The sequence below is a fragment of the Ideonella sp. genome (genome assembly GCF_036277275.1).
GTDB lineage: Bacteria > Pseudomonadota > Gammaproteobacteria > Burkholderiales > Burkholderiaceae_C > Ideonella.
In genome coordinates this window covers 1-15690 of the sequence record NZ_DASUNH010000103.1, presented here as the reverse complement: position 1 = coordinate 15690, position 15690 = coordinate 1, and the positions used below count along the sequence as shown (strand labels likewise).

15 protein-coding genes are annotated in these 15690 nt (G+C 68.2%); 3 read left to right on the top strand and 12 right to left on the bottom strand.

All coding sequences use genetic code 11. The features are described 5' to 3' along the window. Positions 1–5 precede the first annotated feature (5 nt). The 9 genes from VFY73_RS17150 to VFY73_RS17110 are packed head-to-tail and all read right to left on the bottom strand — an operon-like array spanning position 6 to position 11207. Positions 6–677, bottom strand: a complete 672-nt coding sequence (locus VFY73_RS17150; protein ID WP_329720936.1) for a response regulator transcription factor — start codon at positions 675–677, stop codon at positions 6–8. 34 nt (positions 678–711) lie between these two features. Then, entirely contained in the window at positions 712–1566 is an 855-nt protein-coding gene (locus VFY73_RS17145; RefSeq protein WP_329720934.1) for a DeoR/GlpR family DNA-binding transcription regulator, read from the bottom strand. Further along, entirely contained in the window at positions 1563–2705 is a 1143-nt protein-coding gene (locus tag VFY73_RS17140) for a hypothetical protein (RefSeq protein WP_329720932.1), read from the bottom strand. Before VFY73_RS17140 ends, VFY73_RS17145 begins: the two co-directional genes overlap by 4 nt. A gap of 6 nt (positions 2706–2711) precedes the next feature. Continuing rightward, positions 2712–3683, bottom strand: coding sequence for a BadF/BadG/BcrA/BcrD ATPase family protein (locus tag VFY73_RS17135; RefSeq protein WP_329720930.1), 972 nt, complete (start codon positions 3681–3683; stop codon positions 2712–2714). Beyond that, positions 3667–4863 carry an SIS domain-containing protein gene (locus VFY73_RS17130; RefSeq protein ID WP_329720928.1) on the bottom strand — a complete coding sequence of 399 codons (1197 nt, stop codon included), beginning with the start codon at positions 4861–4863 and terminating at the stop codon, positions 3667–3669. Before VFY73_RS17130 ends, VFY73_RS17135 begins: the two co-directional genes overlap by 17 nt. Positions 4864–4893: 30 nt before the next feature. Beyond that, positions 4894–6201, bottom strand: a complete 1308-nt coding sequence (locus VFY73_RS17125) for a D-tagatose-bisphosphate aldolase, class II, non-catalytic subunit (RefSeq protein WP_329720926.1) — start codon at positions 6199–6201, stop codon at positions 4894–4896. Next, positions 6198–7085: an EamA family transporter gene (locus tag VFY73_RS17120; protein WP_329720924.1), complete on the bottom strand. Its 888-nt coding sequence runs from the start codon at positions 7083–7085 to the stop codon at positions 6198–6200. The genes VFY73_RS17125 and VFY73_RS17120 overlap by 4 nt, the downstream gene beginning before the upstream one ends. A gap of 10 nt (positions 7086–7095) precedes the next feature. Beyond that, positions 7096–8382, bottom strand: coding sequence for a glycoside hydrolase family 27 protein (locus tag VFY73_RS17115; protein ID WP_329720922.1), 1287 nt, complete (start codon positions 8380–8382; stop codon positions 7096–7098). A gap of 14 nt (positions 8383–8396) precedes the next feature. Next, positions 8397–11207: a TonB-dependent receptor gene (locus tag VFY73_RS17110; RefSeq protein WP_329720920.1), complete on the bottom strand. Its 2811-nt coding sequence runs from the start codon at positions 11205–11207 to the stop codon at positions 8397–8399. A gap of 354 nt (positions 11208–11561) precedes the next feature. On the opposite strand from VFY73_RS17110, the gene VFY73_RS17105 reads away from it, so the two are divergent. Both VFY73_RS17105 and VFY73_RS17100 read left to right on the top strand, forming a co-directional pair. Further along, on the top strand, positions 11562–11765 hold the full coding sequence (locus tag VFY73_RS17105) for a hypothetical protein (RefSeq protein ID WP_329720918.1): 204 nt from the start codon (positions 11562–11564) through the stop codon (positions 11763–11765). 14 nt (positions 11766–11779) lie between these two features. Then, positions 11780–12187 carry a TraR/DksA family transcriptional regulator gene (locus tag VFY73_RS17100; RefSeq protein WP_329720916.1) on the top strand — a complete coding sequence of 136 codons (408 nt, stop codon included), beginning with the start codon at positions 11780–11782 and terminating at the stop codon, positions 12185–12187. A gap of 40 nt (positions 12188–12227) precedes the next feature. Here the strand turns inward: VFY73_RS17100 and VFY73_RS17095 are convergent, their stop codons facing one another. From VFY73_RS17095 to VFY73_RS17085, 3 genes are all read right to left on the bottom strand, one after another. Then, positions 12228–13298 carry a carbonic anhydrase gene (locus VFY73_RS17095; protein ID WP_329720914.1) on the bottom strand — a complete coding sequence of 357 codons (1071 nt, stop codon included), beginning with the start codon at positions 13296–13298 and terminating at the stop codon, positions 12228–12230. Between the two features lie 109 nt (positions 13299–13407). Next, positions 13408–14622: a multidrug effflux MFS transporter gene (locus tag VFY73_RS17090; protein ID WP_329720912.1), complete on the bottom strand. Its 1215-nt coding sequence runs from the start codon at positions 14620–14622 to the stop codon at positions 13408–13410. 86 nt (positions 14623–14708) lie between these two features. Beyond that, positions 14709–15011, bottom strand: coding sequence for a helix-turn-helix domain-containing protein (locus VFY73_RS17085; RefSeq protein WP_329720910.1), 303 nt, complete (start codon positions 15009–15011; stop codon positions 14709–14711). Positions 15012–15092: 81 nt separating this feature from the next. Between VFY73_RS17085 and VFY73_RS17080 the strand changes: the two genes are divergently transcribed. After that, positions 15093–15665, top strand: a complete 573-nt coding sequence (locus tag VFY73_RS17080) for a carboxymuconolactone decarboxylase family protein (RefSeq protein ID WP_329720908.1) — start codon at positions 15093–15095, stop codon at positions 15663–15665. Positions 15666–15690 lie beyond the last annotated feature (25 nt).

The window sequence follows — 15690 nt, the reverse complement described above, 5'->3', positions numbered from 1 at the left end:
TGACACTAACGCTCCAGCTTGTAGCCTTCGCCACGCTGGGTCACGATGCGCGAGGGCTGGCCGGGCTCGTCGATCCAGCGCCGCAGTTGCGACACCGCGGCCTCGACCGAGTTGCTCTGCAGTTCGGTGGCGTCGGCATACAGCTTGGCTTCGATGGTGGTGCGCTTGACCACGCAGCCGCGCTGGCTCGACAGCAGCTCCAGCAGCAGCCGCTCGCGCCGGCGCATCGGCAGCAGCTCGCCCTTGCGCCGCACTTCGCTGCGCGTACGGTCGATGCGCAAGTCGCCGACCTCGATCGGCGCCGCCCCCGGCTCCACCGCATGACGCGCGGCCAGCACGCGCAGACGAGCCGCCAGCTCACGCAAATCGAAAGGTTTGGGCAGGTAGTCGTCGGCACCGGCCTCGAAGCCCTGCAACTTGTCCTCGACCTCGGTCAGGGCACTCAGCATCAGCACCGGGGTGCGCAGCTGCCGCGCGCGCAGCCGGCGCAGCAGCTCCAGCCCATCGAAGCCGGGCAGCATCACGTCCAGCGCGATCACGTCGGGCTGCAGCTCGGTCGCGGCCCACAGGCCGCTCGGCCCATCGTGCGCCTGCTCGACCACCAGGCCCAGGCGCGACAGGCCGCGCACCAGGCTATCGCGCAAACCGGGAGAGTCTTCGACCAGCAACACCTTCACGTCCACAGGCTCCTTCGATCTGCCCCTGGTGCGTTCACACCAGCATCACATCTACACCGCGCGTGCGCAGCGCGGCCACACTGTCGGGGTTGGCGCCCTGGTCGGTGATCAGCGTGTGGATCTGTTCGACCTTGGCGATCACCGACAGGCTGCGCCGCAGCAGCTTGGACGAATCGGCCACCGCCACCACCTGCCGCGCGGCGCGGATCATCTGTGCGTTCAGCTGCGCCTCCAGCAGGTGCGGCGTCATCAACCCGATCTCCGGGTCCAGGCTGTCGACGCCGAGAAACAGCCGGTCCGCCTGCAGGCCCGACAGGGCAGCTTCAGCCTGCGGGCCGGACAGCGAATACGAGTTCGGCCGCAGCACGCCGCCCAGCATCACCAGCCGCACGTGCGGCGCCTGCGCCAACGTGACCGCCACGTTCAATGCGTTGGTGATCACGTTGATCGCATGCAGCTTCAGCGTGCGGATCTGCTTGGCGATTTCGCCGGTGGTCGAACCCGAGTCGAGCAAGATGGTGTCGCCTTCCTGGATCATCGCCGCTGCCGCGGCGGCGATGCGCACTTTTTCGGCATGGCGCAGGCTCTGCTTGATCTCGATCGGTACTTCTTCACCATCACGGTGGGCCAGCGCGCCGCCGTGCGTGCGCACGATCTGCCCAGTCTCGGCCAGTGCGTTCAGGTCACCGCGGATCGTCACCAGCGAGGTGTTGAAGCGCGTCGCCAGCTGATCAGTCGTGACGCGGCCCTTTTCTTCGATCAGCGCACGGATCTCGCGCCGCCGCTCTTCCAGCAGCAGGCCCTGGTCGTCGCCTTCGGCGTGGGGGTTGGCCCGGCCGGCCCGTTGGCGGCCCGGCGCGGCCGCACGGGGAGCGTTCTTCGTGGTCATCGGGTGCTTTCGGTCTTCGCCTCATCGTAGCGCCAAGCTCGGGCGAAAACGCGCCGGGCGTTGTGGTGGTAAAGCTTGTCGACCACCGCCGCCGGCAGCGCCAGGCCGCGGAACGGGGCATCGAGATCGGCGCTGGTCAGGCGCTCGTCGGTGGCCAGGAAGCGCCAATCACCGCGCCAGGCGGCATCGGCCTCGGCGGCGAAATCGGCATCGCTCTGGCCGTTGCCGCGGGCCAGGTCGCTGCCGTAGAGCAGCCGGTCCTGGTAGCGCAGCACGAAGTCACGCACGGCGTCGCGGTTGCGAGTCGCCTGCTGCTGCAGGTGGCTCATGCGCGCAGCCAGGTCGACCGTCGCGTCGGGGAATCGGTCAAGGAAACCAGCCAAGCGCTCGACGCTCCACTCGAGCGATGCCAGGTGCAGGCCGACATACGGCAACGTCGGGTGCTGCCGCAGAAAGTGGTCGCGTGCGGCCAGTTGCGCCTCGTGGTCGGGCCACTCGGGGTGGCGCGCCATGTGGTAGTGCGGGTGGGCGGTGAAGTAGGCGCGGTCACCGCGGGTCGTCATCTGTGCCAGCGGCAACCAGGCGTTGCGCGGCTCGGCCTGGTGGCCCAGCAGCACCCAACGCTCGCGCTCGACCGCATCGAACAACGGCTGCAGCCGGACATCGTCGATCAACACCGGCGCAGCGGCACGGTCACGCAATGCCAGGCCCAGGTTCTTCCAGACCTTCACGCCCTGCGCGCCGAGCGCCCGCGCCTGGGCCAGGCGCTGCAGCGTGGCCCCGGTCCACGTGGGCGACTCGAAGCCGGCGAGCGGAAAGGTCGCGACCCAGGCCACCTGCCGCGGGTAGGCGTGGGCCAGTGCCACCGCATCACGCTGCTGCAGATCGATCGGCGGGAAGTCGGCATAGTCGACGTTGATCGTCAGCAGCTGGAACCCATTGCGACGCGCCAGCGCCATGAAGCGCGGCAACACGCCATGCAGATGGACGTGAGCGTCGATCTTCGGCACGCGAGCGAAATCGGCCACCGTGTAGCGCATCAGCGGCTCGGCTGCAGCCGGCAGAGTCGCCCACAGCGCAAGCGACAGGGCGGCACAGCGCCGCCGGCCCCACCCAGAGATCCAGGCTTGCACCACCATGCTCGCTCAAGCCGAGTCGACCTGCTCCAGCCGCGCCAGCGCTGCCGCCGGCAAGGGCCGGCCGACGAGACGCGCCGCCTGCAGCGCCGCGCCCATCGACGGAGACAAGCGCGGCCGGACCAAACGGGCGCGTGGCAGCCGATCGGCCAACAGCGTGCGCAGCGGTGTCAACACCAGCGCCTGGCTCTGGAACACGCCTCCCGAATACGACACCGACAGCGGCGCGTCCATCGGCACGCCGAGCCGGCGCGCGGTCGCCGTCACGATCTCTGCGAGCTGTGAGGCAGCCGCGACGAAGATTGCCCGCGCAGCACGATCGCCCTGCTCTGCCGCGGCCACCACCAGCGGCGCAAGGCCGGCCAGCCCACTGCGGCCCGCGGCCTGCGGGCCGTACAGATGGGCGCACAGGTCCAGGTCATCCGCCAGCTTGAAATGGCAGCGCAGCAGCGCCAACAACGGCCCCGGCTCGGCCCGGCCATCGCTCATGCGCGAGAACAACGCCAGCCCCTCGCGCGCGATCCAGTAGGCCGAGCCCTCGTCGCTGAACAGCTCGCCCCAGCCACCGGCGCGGGCGCTGTAGCCTCGCCATTCGCCGTAGGCCATCGAGCCGGTGCCGGCGACGATGTTGATGCCATCGGCCGCGCCGAGCGAGCCGGCCCAGCCGCAAACCATGTCGTTGCCGCAGCGATAGCGCCCAACGGGCAGAACGCCGCCGGGCAGGGCGTCGAGTTGCGGTTGCAGCGCGCTGTCCTCGCCGTGGCAGGGCATGCCGATGAAGCTGAAGGCCACGTCGTCGACGCCGCACCCAGCCGCCTGCAGCGTGGCCTGCACGCCGCGCTGCAGCACCGCGGCAACGCCGTCCAGCCCGACCTCGGGGTGGTACAGGCTGCCGTCGAGATGCCGGGCCCGCAGTTGGCCTTCGCTGTCGATCAGGGTGAACGCGGTCTTGGTGCCACCGCCGTCAATGCCGAGGAACATCGGGGTCGATCTCTGCGTCGGGGAAGGGATGGATCGTGACACCGCGCACCACACGGCTGACGGTGCCGGAGACGCTGGGATTGTCCGGCGACAGGCCCAGCCGCAACGACTGCAGCAGCGCAAAGCGCTGCGCGAACACGATGCACGGAAAGGCCAGCGCCAGGTCGGTGGCGTCGGCCAAGCCTTCGAGCAGCACGTCGTTGGCCGGCGACGCGCAAGCGCCTTGCAGCGGTTGCGCGCTCAGCGCCAACACGCGCGCGGCACGGCCGTCCCGCCGCAGCTCGTGCAGCAGGTCGAGGTCGTACTGGCGGGTGTAGGGGTCGTTGGAGACGAACATCACGACCAGTGTGCGGTCGTTGACGATCGTCTTCGGCCCGTGGCGAAAGCCCAGCGGCGAATCGTGGCTGGCCACGGTGCAGCCGTCGCTGAGCTCCAGCAGCTTCAACGCCGCCTCGCGTGCCAGTCCCTGCAGCTCGTTGCTGCCCAGGTAAACCACCCGTTCGAAACGCTGCTCGACCAGTTGCTCGGCGAGCATCAGCCCTTGTGCGAGCACGGCCGAGGCGGCGGTCGAGAGCGCCTGCGCATCAGCCGGTGCCAGCAGGCCGAACACCTGCGCGGCGGCCAGCAACAGCGACGTGAACGACGAGGTCATCGCGAAGCTGCGGTCGTGCGTCTCGGCCGGCAGCATCAGCGTTCGGGCGTGGCCGCGCTCGGCCGCCAGGCGCTGCAGCAGGCTGTCTGGGTTGCAGGTGAAGACCAGGTGCTGGCAATCATCGACGAACTGGTCGGCCAGCACCAGTGCCGCAGCGCTCTCCGGGCTGCTGCCCGAGCGGGCGAACGACACCAGCAGCGTCGGCACCTCGCGCTGGAAATACAGGTGCGGCCCGGCGACCAGATCGGTCGTCGCGACTGCGTCGACACGCAGCCCTGTCTTGCGCATCAACGCCGGCGCCAGGCACTGGCCGATGAAGGCGGACGAGCCGGCGCCGGTCAGCACGATGCGCAGGTTGGGCGTCGCCAGGCAGCGCGCGATGAACTCGGGCGACATCTCGCGTGGGCCGATTTGCGCGGCGACCAGCGCCTGCACGCGCGCCCACACCGCCGGCTGTTGCGCGATCTCGCGCACCGTCCAGCGGGCGCCTGCGGGAATGAACTCGTCTAAGGTGTCAGAGGGGGACATCGGGTCTCGCTCCCTTGGGGTTGTTGTTGTTCACTGAAGGGTGGCGCTGGACCGTGGCGCTGTGTCGCCCGGCATACAGGCCGCGATGTACTGCCGCAGCACCTGGCCCACGCCTTCGTGCAGCAGCGCGCCTACCGAGTTGGCCAACAGGCCGTCGCGCACTGCCGCGTACTGCAGCGGCAGGTACTGGCTCAGCAAGGTCAACGGCAGCGGGCCGTTGCCCAGGCGAGCCAGCATGCGGCCACAGGCCTCGCGCACCTCGGGCTGGGCCCAGTAGTAGCGGATGCGGTCGCTCAAGCTGAACTGCAGGTCCAGGCGGATGCGGTCGGGGTCGCTGTAGTACTTTTGCCAGTGTTGCGGCCGCGCGTGCATCACGCCGAGTACGACATCCTTCAGGTGCGAGCCATCGCCCTCGCCGAGCCATTCGCGCTCGATCTCGGCCAGTGCCCACAGTGCCTCGCGCAGCGCAAAGGTCGCGCCAGGGCCGATCTTGACGATCGCGAAGTGGTCGCGCACCAGCGCCTGCAGGGCACTCGGGGTCTGGTAGTCGGTCGAGTGGGCTTCGAACAGGATGTGTGGCTCGTGCTCGATGAAGGCGCTGAGCGCCTGGGCCTTCGGTGCCACGTAGTCGATGACCTTGTGGTGGTCGAACTCGACACCGGGCTGCACGACCAGGCCGACCACGCGCGGCCACGCCGCTTCGAGCCCCAGTTTCGCGAACGCCTCACGGTGCGACGCGATCGTTTGCGCCGCGGCGTCGGCGCGGGTCACCGCCAACTCCTGCAGGTCTTCGTGTGCGCCGCCGGGCACCGGCACCTCGGTGCCGATCACGTAGACCGGCGCCTCACCGCCGCGCCGTGCGTGGGTCTTCTCGGCGACGGCGCACAGCCTGGCAGCGCGTTTGGCCACCACCGTTTCGGGCAACACCACCGGGTCGTCGGCGCAGGCCATCGAGCAATCGAGGTGGATCTTGCGGAAACCCGCTTCGACGTACTGTTCGATCAGCGCCTCGGACTTGGCCATCGCGCTGTCGGCCGGCTCGCCCTGCCAGCAGTTCGGGCCGAGGTGGTCGCCGCCCAGCAGCAGCCGCTCGCGCGGGAAGCCGGCCTCGTCGGCCAGGTTCATCACGAAGGCGTGGAAGTCGCGCGGCGTCATGCCGGTGTAGCCGCCGAACTGGTTGACCTGGTTCGAGGTGGCTTCCACCAGCAGTGGCACGCGAGCCCGCGCCGCCTCTTGCATGCCGGCGCGCAGCACCACCGGATGCGCCGAACACAACGCGTAGATGCCCACCGGCTCGCCGGCCTTGTGCCGGCGCACGAGATCGAGCAGCGCCTTCATGCCTTCACCTCGGCGCCTTCGGGCTGCAGCGCCAGCAGCAACGCGGCCAGCAGCGCCAACGCCACGCCGGCCATCTTGAACGGGCCCGGCATCGCGCCGGCCACCGCCATCGCGATCACCGCCGTCAACAGCGGGGCCCCGGCATTGACCATCGGCGACACGACGATCGCCTTGCCGTGGCGGAAGGCATGCACCAGCGCCAGCGCACCGATCGAGTTCAGCACCTGGATCACCGCCGCGAGCCAGGGCCCGTTCCAGCCCAGGTTGACGGGTTGCGAGAAGTCGGTCATCGCCAGCGCGACCGGGATCGAGACGACGGCGCTGATCGCCATATAGACGAAGATGCTCTCTGCGCTCATCGTCGCGTTGGCGAGCTTGATGAAGTAGGCCTGCACGCCCCAGGCCACGAGCACCGCGACCGCCAGCATGAACCATGGGCCGAGTTCGCCGCGTGCGCCCGGCGTGTAGTCGAACAGCGGCAGGCTCAGAAGCGCGAGCACGATGCCCAACAGGCCGAGTCGCCCGGTGCGCTCGCGCAGCATCAGGAACGACAGCGCGATCGTCAGTGCCGGCGACAGCGAGATGATCGGGAAGATCAGGTAGGCCGGCCCGGTCTTGACAGCCCGGAACAGCAGCATCTGTCCACCGGCGCCGAGCAGCCCGATCGCCAAGCCGAGTGCCAAGCTGCGCGGGTCGCGCTGCAGCACGCCACCGGCGCGCTTGAACGCGTAGACGGCTGGCGGGATCATCGTCAACGCCCAGACGGCGTAGACCAGCGTGTCGGGGAAGCCATGCTCGGTCGGCACGCCGGTGAAGGCGCCCCAGACGCCCCAGGTGACCATGGTCAGCAGGGCGTAGCCCAGCCAATGCGATTGCGTGTTCATCGGGCGTGGCTCACTTGGGTGAAGAGGTGTTGGTCGGGTTGCCGGCCACCGGCGTCAGAAGCAGCACGCGCGCCTCGTGGCTGATGACCTCGGTCGTGAACGGGCTGTCGAAGGTGCCCATCTCGGCGTGGCGCCAGAGGTCCCGCACGCGGTAGTGCTTCCAGGGCACCGTCAGGTCACGCCGCGGCGAGATCGTCATGTCGGCCGTCGCACTGCCCCGGTTCAACAGGGCCACCGCGACGCTGCCGTTGGCCAGTTCTTTGGCATAGATCTGCAAGGTGCCGTTGTCGTCGCGCACCTTCTCTGCCGGCTGGCCCAGCGGGTCTTGGTTCAGTGCGATGACCTCCCTGTTCGACAAGGTCTCGAGCGTGTAGGCATCGAGCGAGCGCACATCGGCGCCGATCAGCAGCGGCGACGCGGCCAGCGCCCACAGGCTGAAGTGGGTCCGGTACTCGACGTTCGACGCGCCGGCGCCGACCAGCTCCTGGCTCTTGCCGTTCAGGCCGACGACGAGCATGTCGAAGTCGTTCCAGTGTCCGGGGCCGGTGTGCTGGCCGAGCGCGATGCCGCGGTCCAGCATGTCCAGCACGTCGAAGTAGTACTTCTCGCGGTGGCCGGGGTAGTCGAAGTCGTCGGAGATGTCCTGCCCGATGCGCCAGTGGTTGGCGCCCGCGTCCGCCGCCCATTGCCAGATGTCGGCCCAACCGCAATGGCAAGCGTGGTAGACGATCGGCCGCCCGCTGGCCTGCAGCGCCCGGGCCATCTTCTTGACGATCGGCTGCAGCTCGGTCTTCGGCGCGTCCTTGTGCGAGCAGCAGCTGTCGTACTTCAGGTGGTCGACGCCCCAGGCCGCGAACTGCTTGGCGTCCTGCTGCTCGTGGCCCTCGCTGCCGGTGTAGCCGGCACAAGTGGTCTGGCCCGGCCCGCTGTAGATGCCGAGCTTGAAGCCTTTGGCGTGTGCGTAATCGGCCAGCCAGCGCAGGCCGCGCGGGAACTTGACCGGGTCGACTTCCAACGGATGATCCTTGCGCGCCCCCTTGTGGCGCTGCCAACCGTCGTCGAGGTTGACGTAGACGTAGCCGGCATCGCGCAGGCCGTTGGCGGCCATCGCGTCCATCGTCTGCACCAGCAGCTGTTCGTTGATCTGGTCGCCGAACTGGTTCCAGCTGCTCCAGCCCATCGGCGGAGTCTGTGCGAGGCCGTTGCGCAGGGGTGGTTCGGGCGGTGCCGAGCGCGCGCGGCCAGGGCCCAGCAGCGCCAGGGCGGTCAGTGCAATGATGAAGGTATGTCGAAGCATCTTGTGTCGCCGGCTCAAAACTTGACCGTCATGCCGGCTGTGTAAGTGCGGCCCCAGGTCTCGAACCCCGCCAGCGCATCGGCGCGGCCCAGGTTGGCGCGGTAGTAGGCGTCGGTGAGGTTCTTGCCCTCGAAGAACAGCGTGATGTCGTCGCTCAGGTTGTAGGCGAGCGAGGCGGTCACCCAGGTCAGCGGCTGGCCGTAGCGGCTGTAGCCGGCCACGGCATCCAGCGCTTCGGTGTAGCGGCCGCTGTGGTCCATCGCGATCTGGGCGTTGAGCTTGTCGTCTTCGTACAGCAGTGCAAGCGACACCGCCGAGCGCGAGACGCCTTCGAGCTCGCCCACATGCGTGCCGTTGACGTAAGCCCGTGTGTCGGTGCCGGTGTACTTGAGGTTGACGCCGAAGCCGTTGTCGAACAGGTGCTGCAAGCCGAACTCGTAGCCGAGGATGCGCGCCTTGTCGCCGTTGATCGGGTGCTGGATGTCGAACGGGTAGCCCGGCACGCCGATGTCGACGTTGTCGTCGATCGTGTAGGTGACGAAGTGGCGGATGTCCTTCCAGAACACCGCGCCCGACACCATCGAGCGACGGTTGTAGTACCACTCGATCGACAGATCGGCTTGCGTGGCGTCGATCGGTTTCAGGTTCGCATCGCCTTGCACGTCGATGCGCCAGGTGCGGTCCAGCGTGTGGTCTTCGGCGGTCGGTGCGAGCTGGTCCAGCGACGGACGCGACATCACCTTGGCCGCCGCGAACCGCAGCTGCAGGCTCGGCTTGAACTTGTAGGCAAAGTTCAGCGACGGCAGCAGCTTGGTGTACTCGCCGGTGGCCGACACCGGCTCGGCCGGGCTGTAGGTGACATCGGGGCTCGACGTCGGATCGTTCGGTGTCGGGTCGCTGATCGCGATGATGCGGTTGACGGCGGTGCGCGAGGTCGTCTTGGTGCGCACGACGCGCAGGCCGACGTTGGCGAACCAGTCGTCGCCCGCCAGGTCGGCTTGGAAGTAGGCCGACTGCGTGTCTTCGCTGACGCGGTACGAGCGCGTCGGGTTGAAGCGGGCCCGCATCAGGCTCGAGTCATAGAACGTGCCGGTGCCCTGCCCGTTCTCGTCGAGGATCTCGACCCCGTCCAGTGCCTTCAGCGATTCGAAGTAGGCCGGGGTGTCGAAGCGCACGAAGGTGGTCGGGAAGTTGCCGCCGGCGTTGCGCATGAAGTTCTGCAACGTCAGCGGACGCACCACGTCGGCCCCGAGCTGGCTGAAGGTGTACTGATAGCCGCAGTACTGGCAGGCGTTCTCGAGGTTGTCGACAGTGTTGCGTGACTTGGCACGGCGTGTGTCCGCCACTCCGAAGTGCAGCCGCTCGACCGCGCCCCAGTCGACGGCCAGCTTGCCGCCCAACGACAGGCCCTTGACAGTGTCGTGGATGTCGTCGCCGCCCAACTCGGCCCAGTGCAGGCCGTAGTCGGCGTTGCCGAGCTGGCCACTGGTCTGGGCCAGGTCGCGGCCGTCTTCCAGCGTCACGCGGATGTCCGGCAGCGCGTTGCGGTTGGCGCTGAAGTAGCCGATGTGGTTGCCCGGGATGCCGGCGACGACCCAGGTGTCTTTGCCGCCGGAGTTGCGCACCGAGCGCGAGACGTAGGCATCGCCTTCGAGCGCCAGGTCCGGTGTGGCCTTCCACTCGCCGTTGAGGCCGAACTGCGTCGTGTCGACGACGCGGTGTTCGGTGCGGGTGACGACCTCGGGCGTCAGACCCTGGATCGTCATGCCGGTGATCAGGTGGTCCTTGATCGTCACGTCGGACCAGCGGTCTTCCGCATGCTCGACGTAGTAGGCCTGGTGGTAGCCGATCGCCGGCGCATCGAGCCGCGTGCCGAGTGCGTCGAAGGTCAGCTTGGTGGTGTCGCTCGGTTTCCATTCGAGCGCGGCGGACAAGGCAGCGCGCTGCTTCTTCTGCTCGATCGCGCCAAAGGCCACGCAACACACCCCCAGCAGGTTATGCTCGTCGGGCGTGATCCGCTGGTCGCCGTTGGCGTCGAATTCGCCCGGTGAATCGGGGTTGTAGGTGAAGTCCAGCACCGAGTCGGAACGGGTGCTCTGCTTCGCATAGACCGCGCCGACGACCAGGCCAATGCGGTTGCCGGCGAAGGTGTCGCTGTAGACGCCCGAGATCTTGCCGCCGCCGCTTTCCGACAGGTCGTTGAAGTTGCCTTCGAGCCGGACCGACGCGTGGCGGCCGGGGTTCGTCAGCGCACGGGCCGAGCGCAGGTTGACCGAGCCGCCGATGCTGCCTTCGGTCTGCGAGGCCGCGGCCGACTTCATCACGTCGGCACCGTAAATGGTTTCGGACGGCAGCACGTCGAACGCGAAGTCGCGGCCATCACCGTCGGTCGCGAGGATGCGGTTGTTCAGCGTGACGATGCTGTAGCCGGGCCCCAGGCCGCGCACGTTGACGTACTGGCCTTCGCCGCCGTGGGTGCGCGAGATCGTCACGCCGGTCACGTGCGACAGGGAGTCGGCCACGTTGTCGTCGGGGAAGCGGCCCAGGTCTTCGGCGGCGATCGAGTCCTGCACCACCGCCGAGTTGCGCTTGAGCTCACGCGCCTTCAGCAGGCTGGCGCGGGTGCCCGTGACGGTGATCTTCTGCGGCGCCTCGGCGTCCGGTGACGCCGGGTCGGTCGCTGGGGTGGCCGAGCCCGCTGCCTTTGCCGTGGCGCTGTCCGCCGCCCCCGTCGACGCCTGGGCATGGGCCCACTGCGGCCAAGCCACGGCAAGAGCGGCAGCCAGCACCGTCAGTGCACCCAGATCTGTTTGCCGTCTAGCCATTACTGCTTTCCTTTAGCGAATGGAAGCGATGCTAATTCGAAGGCAACAAAAAGCACAATGCTTATGTTTACTTTCGTATTGAATAAATTCGAAAGCGACTGCTTCCACTTTTGAGGTGCTGTGCCATCGAGGGGGCGCCGGTGGCAGGCTCGCCTGCGAGGCTTGCATGAGCCTGGCAAGCCGGCGCCGGCCGTGGCCGCCGTTCCACGCCCGCGAAGGGGTCGTGATCGGCTGCACGGCGCCGTGCATGCGCCGATCTCCCCGTGCCCAAGAAGCGTTGTTGCGCTGCGCGTTGACGCCGAGCAGCTTCAGGCAGACGATGCACGCTTGGCTGCGCCGCAAGGAGAAACGTCCATGGCCTCATCGTCCACGTCGATGCCCCAACCCGCCCAGTTGCCGGCCGATTGGTTCGGAGCGATGTCGCAGATCTGGTGGGCCGCCCAGGGCGCGCAATGGCAGGCCCTGACGGCCTGGCAGCAGGCCGCCGCAGCGGTGCAACAAGAACTGTGGGACGAATGGGCGGCCCGCTGGGCCGGTGGCGCGCCCCTGGGCGACTGAACGGTCGTCCCGCCATGAAGGATCACCTCAGCGGCCACCTGCCATCGCGTCCATGGGTCAACGCCATGTCTACCCGCATCGACCCCGTCGAGGCTGCGCGAGAGCGCCTGGCGCAGCGCGCGCGCCAGCTGGAGCAGTTGCTCGCCAACGAGCGCCCGCGACGCGAGACCGAACATGAGGTGACCGACCAGAAGGATGGTGCGGCCGAAGAGGCCCAGGCCGAGGTCGACAGCGCCGCGACACAACGTCATCTGGCAGAGCTGCGCCTGATCGAGCGGGCCCGCGAGCGGCTTGCCGCCGGCACCTACGGCGAATGCGTCGACTGCGGCGAATCGATCTCACCGGCCCGACTGCTGGCGCAGCCGACGGCGATGCGGTGCATGGCCTGCCAGCGAAACGCCGAGCATCGCGGGCAGCATTGACCCGGCGCGGCCCGGGCGAGCCGCCACCTGTCGTCCGTCGTCAGTTGGACTCTTTGATCAGTCGGCCAGCCGCCTGCTGCACCGGGCGTGCGTTCATCGGGTACAGGCGGGCGAAGATGTCGATCTGCTCGGGCGACACCGGCACCGGCGTCTTCATCACCATCCACAGCACGCCTTCGCTGCAAGGTGGCGTGGTCAGCGAGCCCATGTAGGTGTAGTAGCGGCGATCTTCGGGCAGCAGCTTGTTCAGGTCGATCGTGCCGGGCGCGGCCTGGGCTTCGTTTTTCTCGAGCGGCAGCGCGTTCCACACCGCCTGGACCAGTGGTTGTGCCACCCCACGGTCCAGCAGCACGGCCACGACGGCCAGCTTGCCTTCGGCGTCTTGATGGACCAGGTGCGCCACCATGTCGTACTGCTTGCCGTTGATGCGCTCTTCCGACGGGCGGTGGAAGTGGAACTGCAGCAGCTCGAAGCGGCGGCCGAGCACGGTGATCGTGTTGCCCGACGGCAGGTTGACCTGCACCGTGTGGCCGTTGTCGATGACCGAGAAGCCGGTCGTGCGGTAGTCGAATTGGATCGGCTCCAGCTGCACCGCGATGCCGTCGCGGATGTCGATCGGGCTCTGGCGCTGGCCGGTCGAGCACTTGCTGAACTCGGGCTTCATCTTGCCCCAGGCCTGCGGGCCGGCTTCGCCGCTGTAGTCCCAATGGTCGCCGTGCGGCACCGTTCTCGGCTCGTGCGCCGGTTCGACCCGCCTGGCGGCCGCCGGCTTGGCGTTGGTGCGGGCAGCGCCGGAGGACAGCGTCAGGCTGCCAGCGGCCGAGGTTGAGGCGCCTGCGGGTGGCACCGGCGCGGTGGCGCGGTTGTCGACCCGCATCACGTTGGCTGCGCGTGGGTCGGCGGGCTTTTGCGCGCCCAGGCGTTCGGCCAGCTTCTGGCGCAGCGTGTCCATCGGGTCGGCCGCGGCCGCCTCCTTGGCCGCGGCGGCCGGCTTGGCCGCGCGGGCAGCATCCTGGCTGCCGCTGGCCATCGCAGGCAGCGTGCAGGCCAGCGACAGCGCCGCGGCGGCAAAGGGGCAAGACGGCGAACGGGACGGCAGTTTCCAAGACATGGGTGGCTCCAGCCCCAGGCGTCGAGCCGGAGCGTCGCCTGGATATCGGCGCGGGTCGTCGGTTCTTGAGCCGCCGGGCGGCAGGCAGCCAGCAGCCGGCCGGTGGAAACTACGGCGCCAGCTGCAGCCGCGGCTTGACCCAGGCCCAGGCCACCACGCCAATGCCCATCATCAGCAGCGAGGCCACCGCCAACGCCGGCGCCGAGTGCATCACCAGCGGCGCGATCGCACCGGCCACCAACGCGTTGGCGACGCTGCCGATGCAGGCCTGCAGCGACGATGCCATGCCGCGGCGGTCGGGCGCCTGATCCAACACCATCAGCGTGACCACCGGCACCATCAGCGACCAACCGAAAGCGAACAGCGCAATCATCGGGATCGCCCACAGCGGGTGCGGCGTCAACAGGAAGTTCAACGCCACGTTCAGCACCGACACGAAGGCCATGATGCGAAAGCCGCGGCGGATCTGGCGCTGCGGCGTGATCTTGCCGGCCAGCCGGCCCGACCACCAGGCGCCCAGCATGATGCCGCTGATCGTGGACAGGAAGAACCAATAGAACTGCGTCGGGCCCAGGCCCAGCAACTCGCCCAGGAACACCGGCGCCGACAGCACGTACAAGAACATGCCGTTGAACGGCACGCCCGAGGCAAAAGCCAATGCGATGAACTTGGCGTTCGAGACCATCTGCCAATAGCCACGCAGCAGGTTGCGCACGCTAAACACCTGCACCTGGGTGGCATGCAGCGTCTCGGGCAGCATGCGCCACATCGTCAGCCACAGTGCGGCACCGATGCCGACCAGGAACCAGAAGATCGAGTGCCAGCCGGTGTGCACGAACAGGAAGCCGCCGACGATCGGCGCGACCGCCGGCGCAACGCCGAAATAGATCGTGACCTGCGACATCACGCGCTGCGCTTCGGACGGCGGGAACAGATCGCGAATCACCGCACGCGACACCACCATGCCGGCCCCGGCCGACATGCCCTGCATCGCGCGAAAGAACACCAGCGCGCCGATCGACTGGCTCAACGCGCAGCCGATCGAAGCCAGCGTGAACAGCGCAACCCCGCCCAGCACGATCGGCCGGCGACCGAAGCTGTCGGCCAGCGCGCCGTGGAACAGGTTCATCACCGCGAAGCCCATCAGGTAGGCCGACAACGTCTGCTGCATCTGCAGCGGCGTGGCCCCGAGCGACTCGGCGATGCCGGTGAAGGCCGGCAGGTAGGTGTCGATCGAGAACGGACCCAGCATGCCCAGGCAGGCAAGCAGTGCGGCAAGCAGCCATCGGGGACCGGGCCAGACTTTGGAGGCTTCAGGGTTCATCGGGGAAGCCTGCGAGTGTAGGGCTTGTCCGATTGACCCCTTGCCACGGTCTAGGTCGCCCGGCGGACCCGCAGCGGGCCGACGAGTCAGCCTTGGCGTTGCCAGCGTGCCGCCCACTTGGCCAGCGGCGCGAACGCATCGAGCAGGTCGAGCCCGATCGGAGTCAGCCGGTAGCCCGCCTCGTCGCTGTCGAGCAGGCGGGCTTCGCGCAACTCGGCCAGGCGCTGGTTCAGCACGGTTGGCGACAGGTCTCCGCAGGCCGACTGCAGCCCGCGGAAAGTCAACGGGCCGCCACGCAGCTCCCAGATGACGCGCATCATCCAGCGGCGGTGCAGCAGCTCCATCGCCGCGTTGATGGCCTGTTTGTGAAGCTCGGTGGTCGACGCCATGGTTTGGTCTGAATTTGCTACGTTTAATGTAGCATCTGCATTGCTACTGTTTTAGTAGCAATCAATCGAAAGGACCGCACCATGCCTCGCATCGACCCCGTCGCGGCGCCCTACTCGGCGCCCTTGCGCGAACGCCTCGCCCGCCTGCTGCCCGAGACCATGACACCACCTGCGATCTTTCGCACCGTGGCGCGCAACGAGGGCCTGTTCCTGCATCTGGTCGACAGCGGGCTGCTCGGCCCCACCGGCTTGCTGGACCGGCGTGTGCTGCCGCCGGCGCTGCGCGAACTGCTGATCCTGCGCACCTGCGTGGCGGCCCGCAACGATTACGAGTGGCATCTGCACGTCGACACGATCTCGGCGCGCATGGGCCTGAGCGGTGCGCAGATCGCCGACACGCGCTCGCCGCAACCGGCCAAGACGCTCTGGAACGCCGCCGAGCTGGTGGCAATGGCGCTCGCCGATGCGCTGGTCGGCCACCTGGCCGTCGACGATGCGTTGTTCGCACGGTTGCGCGAACATTTCGACGAGGCCACGTTGATCGAGATGACCCAGCTGGTGGGTCTGTACACCGGCGTCGCGATGCAGGTCGCGCTGGCGCGGCCCGAGCGCGACACCTACCGTGTGCCGCGCGTCGAATCGAATAATGTGTGAAGCAAGCCGATAGGCCGGATTCTGT

Bases quoted from the DNA above. Each gene is read 5' to 3' on its own strand.
- VFY73_RS17145 (WP_329720934.1), bottom strand. From the start codon at position 1,566: ATGACCACGAAGAACGCTCCCCGTGCGGCCGCGCCGGGCCGCCAACGG.
- VFY73_RS17140 (WP_329720932.1), bottom strand. From the start codon at position 2,705: ATGGTGGTGCAAGCCTGGATCTCTGGGTGGGGCCGGCGGCGCTGTGCC.
- VFY73_RS17120 (WP_329720924.1), bottom strand. From the start codon at position 7,085: ATGAACACGCAATCGCATTGGCTGGGCTACGCCCTGCTGACCATGGTC.
- VFY73_RS17135 (WP_329720930.1), bottom strand. From the start codon at position 3,683: ATGTTCCTCGGCATTGACGGCGGTGGCACCAAGACCGCGTTCACCCTG.
- VFY73_RS17100 (WP_329720916.1), top strand. From the start codon at position 11,780: ATGAAGGATCACCTCAGCGGCCACCTGCCATCGCGTCCATGGGTCAAC.
- VFY73_RS17085 (WP_329720910.1), bottom strand. From the start codon at position 15,011: ATGGCGTCGACCACCGAGCTTCACAAACAGGCCATCAACGCGGCGATG.
- VFY73_RS17110 (WP_329720920.1), bottom strand. From the start codon at position 11,207: ATGGCTAGACGGCAAACAGATCTGGGTGCACTGACGGTGCTGGCTGCC.
- VFY73_RS17125 (WP_329720926.1), bottom strand. From the start codon at position 6,201: ATGAAGGCGCTGCTCGATCTCGTGCGCCGGCACAAGGCCGGCGAGCCG.
- VFY73_RS17080 (WP_329720908.1), top strand. From the start codon at position 15,093: ATGCCTCGCATCGACCCCGTCGCGGCGCCCTACTCGGCGCCCTTGCGC.
- VFY73_RS17115 (WP_329720922.1), bottom strand. From the start codon at position 8,382: ATGCTTCGACATACCTTCATCATTGCACTGACCGCCCTGGCGCTGCTG.
- VFY73_RS17105 (WP_329720918.1), top strand. From the start codon at position 11,562: ATGGCCTCATCGTCCACGTCGATGCCCCAACCCGCCCAGTTGCCGGCC.
- VFY73_RS17095 (WP_329720914.1), bottom strand. From the start codon at position 13,298: ATGTCTTGGAAACTGCCGTCCCGTTCGCCGTCTTGCCCCTTTGCCGCC.
- VFY73_RS17130 (WP_329720928.1), bottom strand. From the start codon at position 4,863: ATGTCCCCCTCTGACACCTTAGACGAGTTCATTCCCGCAGGCGCCCGC.
- VFY73_RS17090 (WP_329720912.1), bottom strand. From the start codon at position 14,622: ATGAACCCTGAAGCCTCCAAAGTCTGGCCCGGTCCCCGATGGCTGCTT.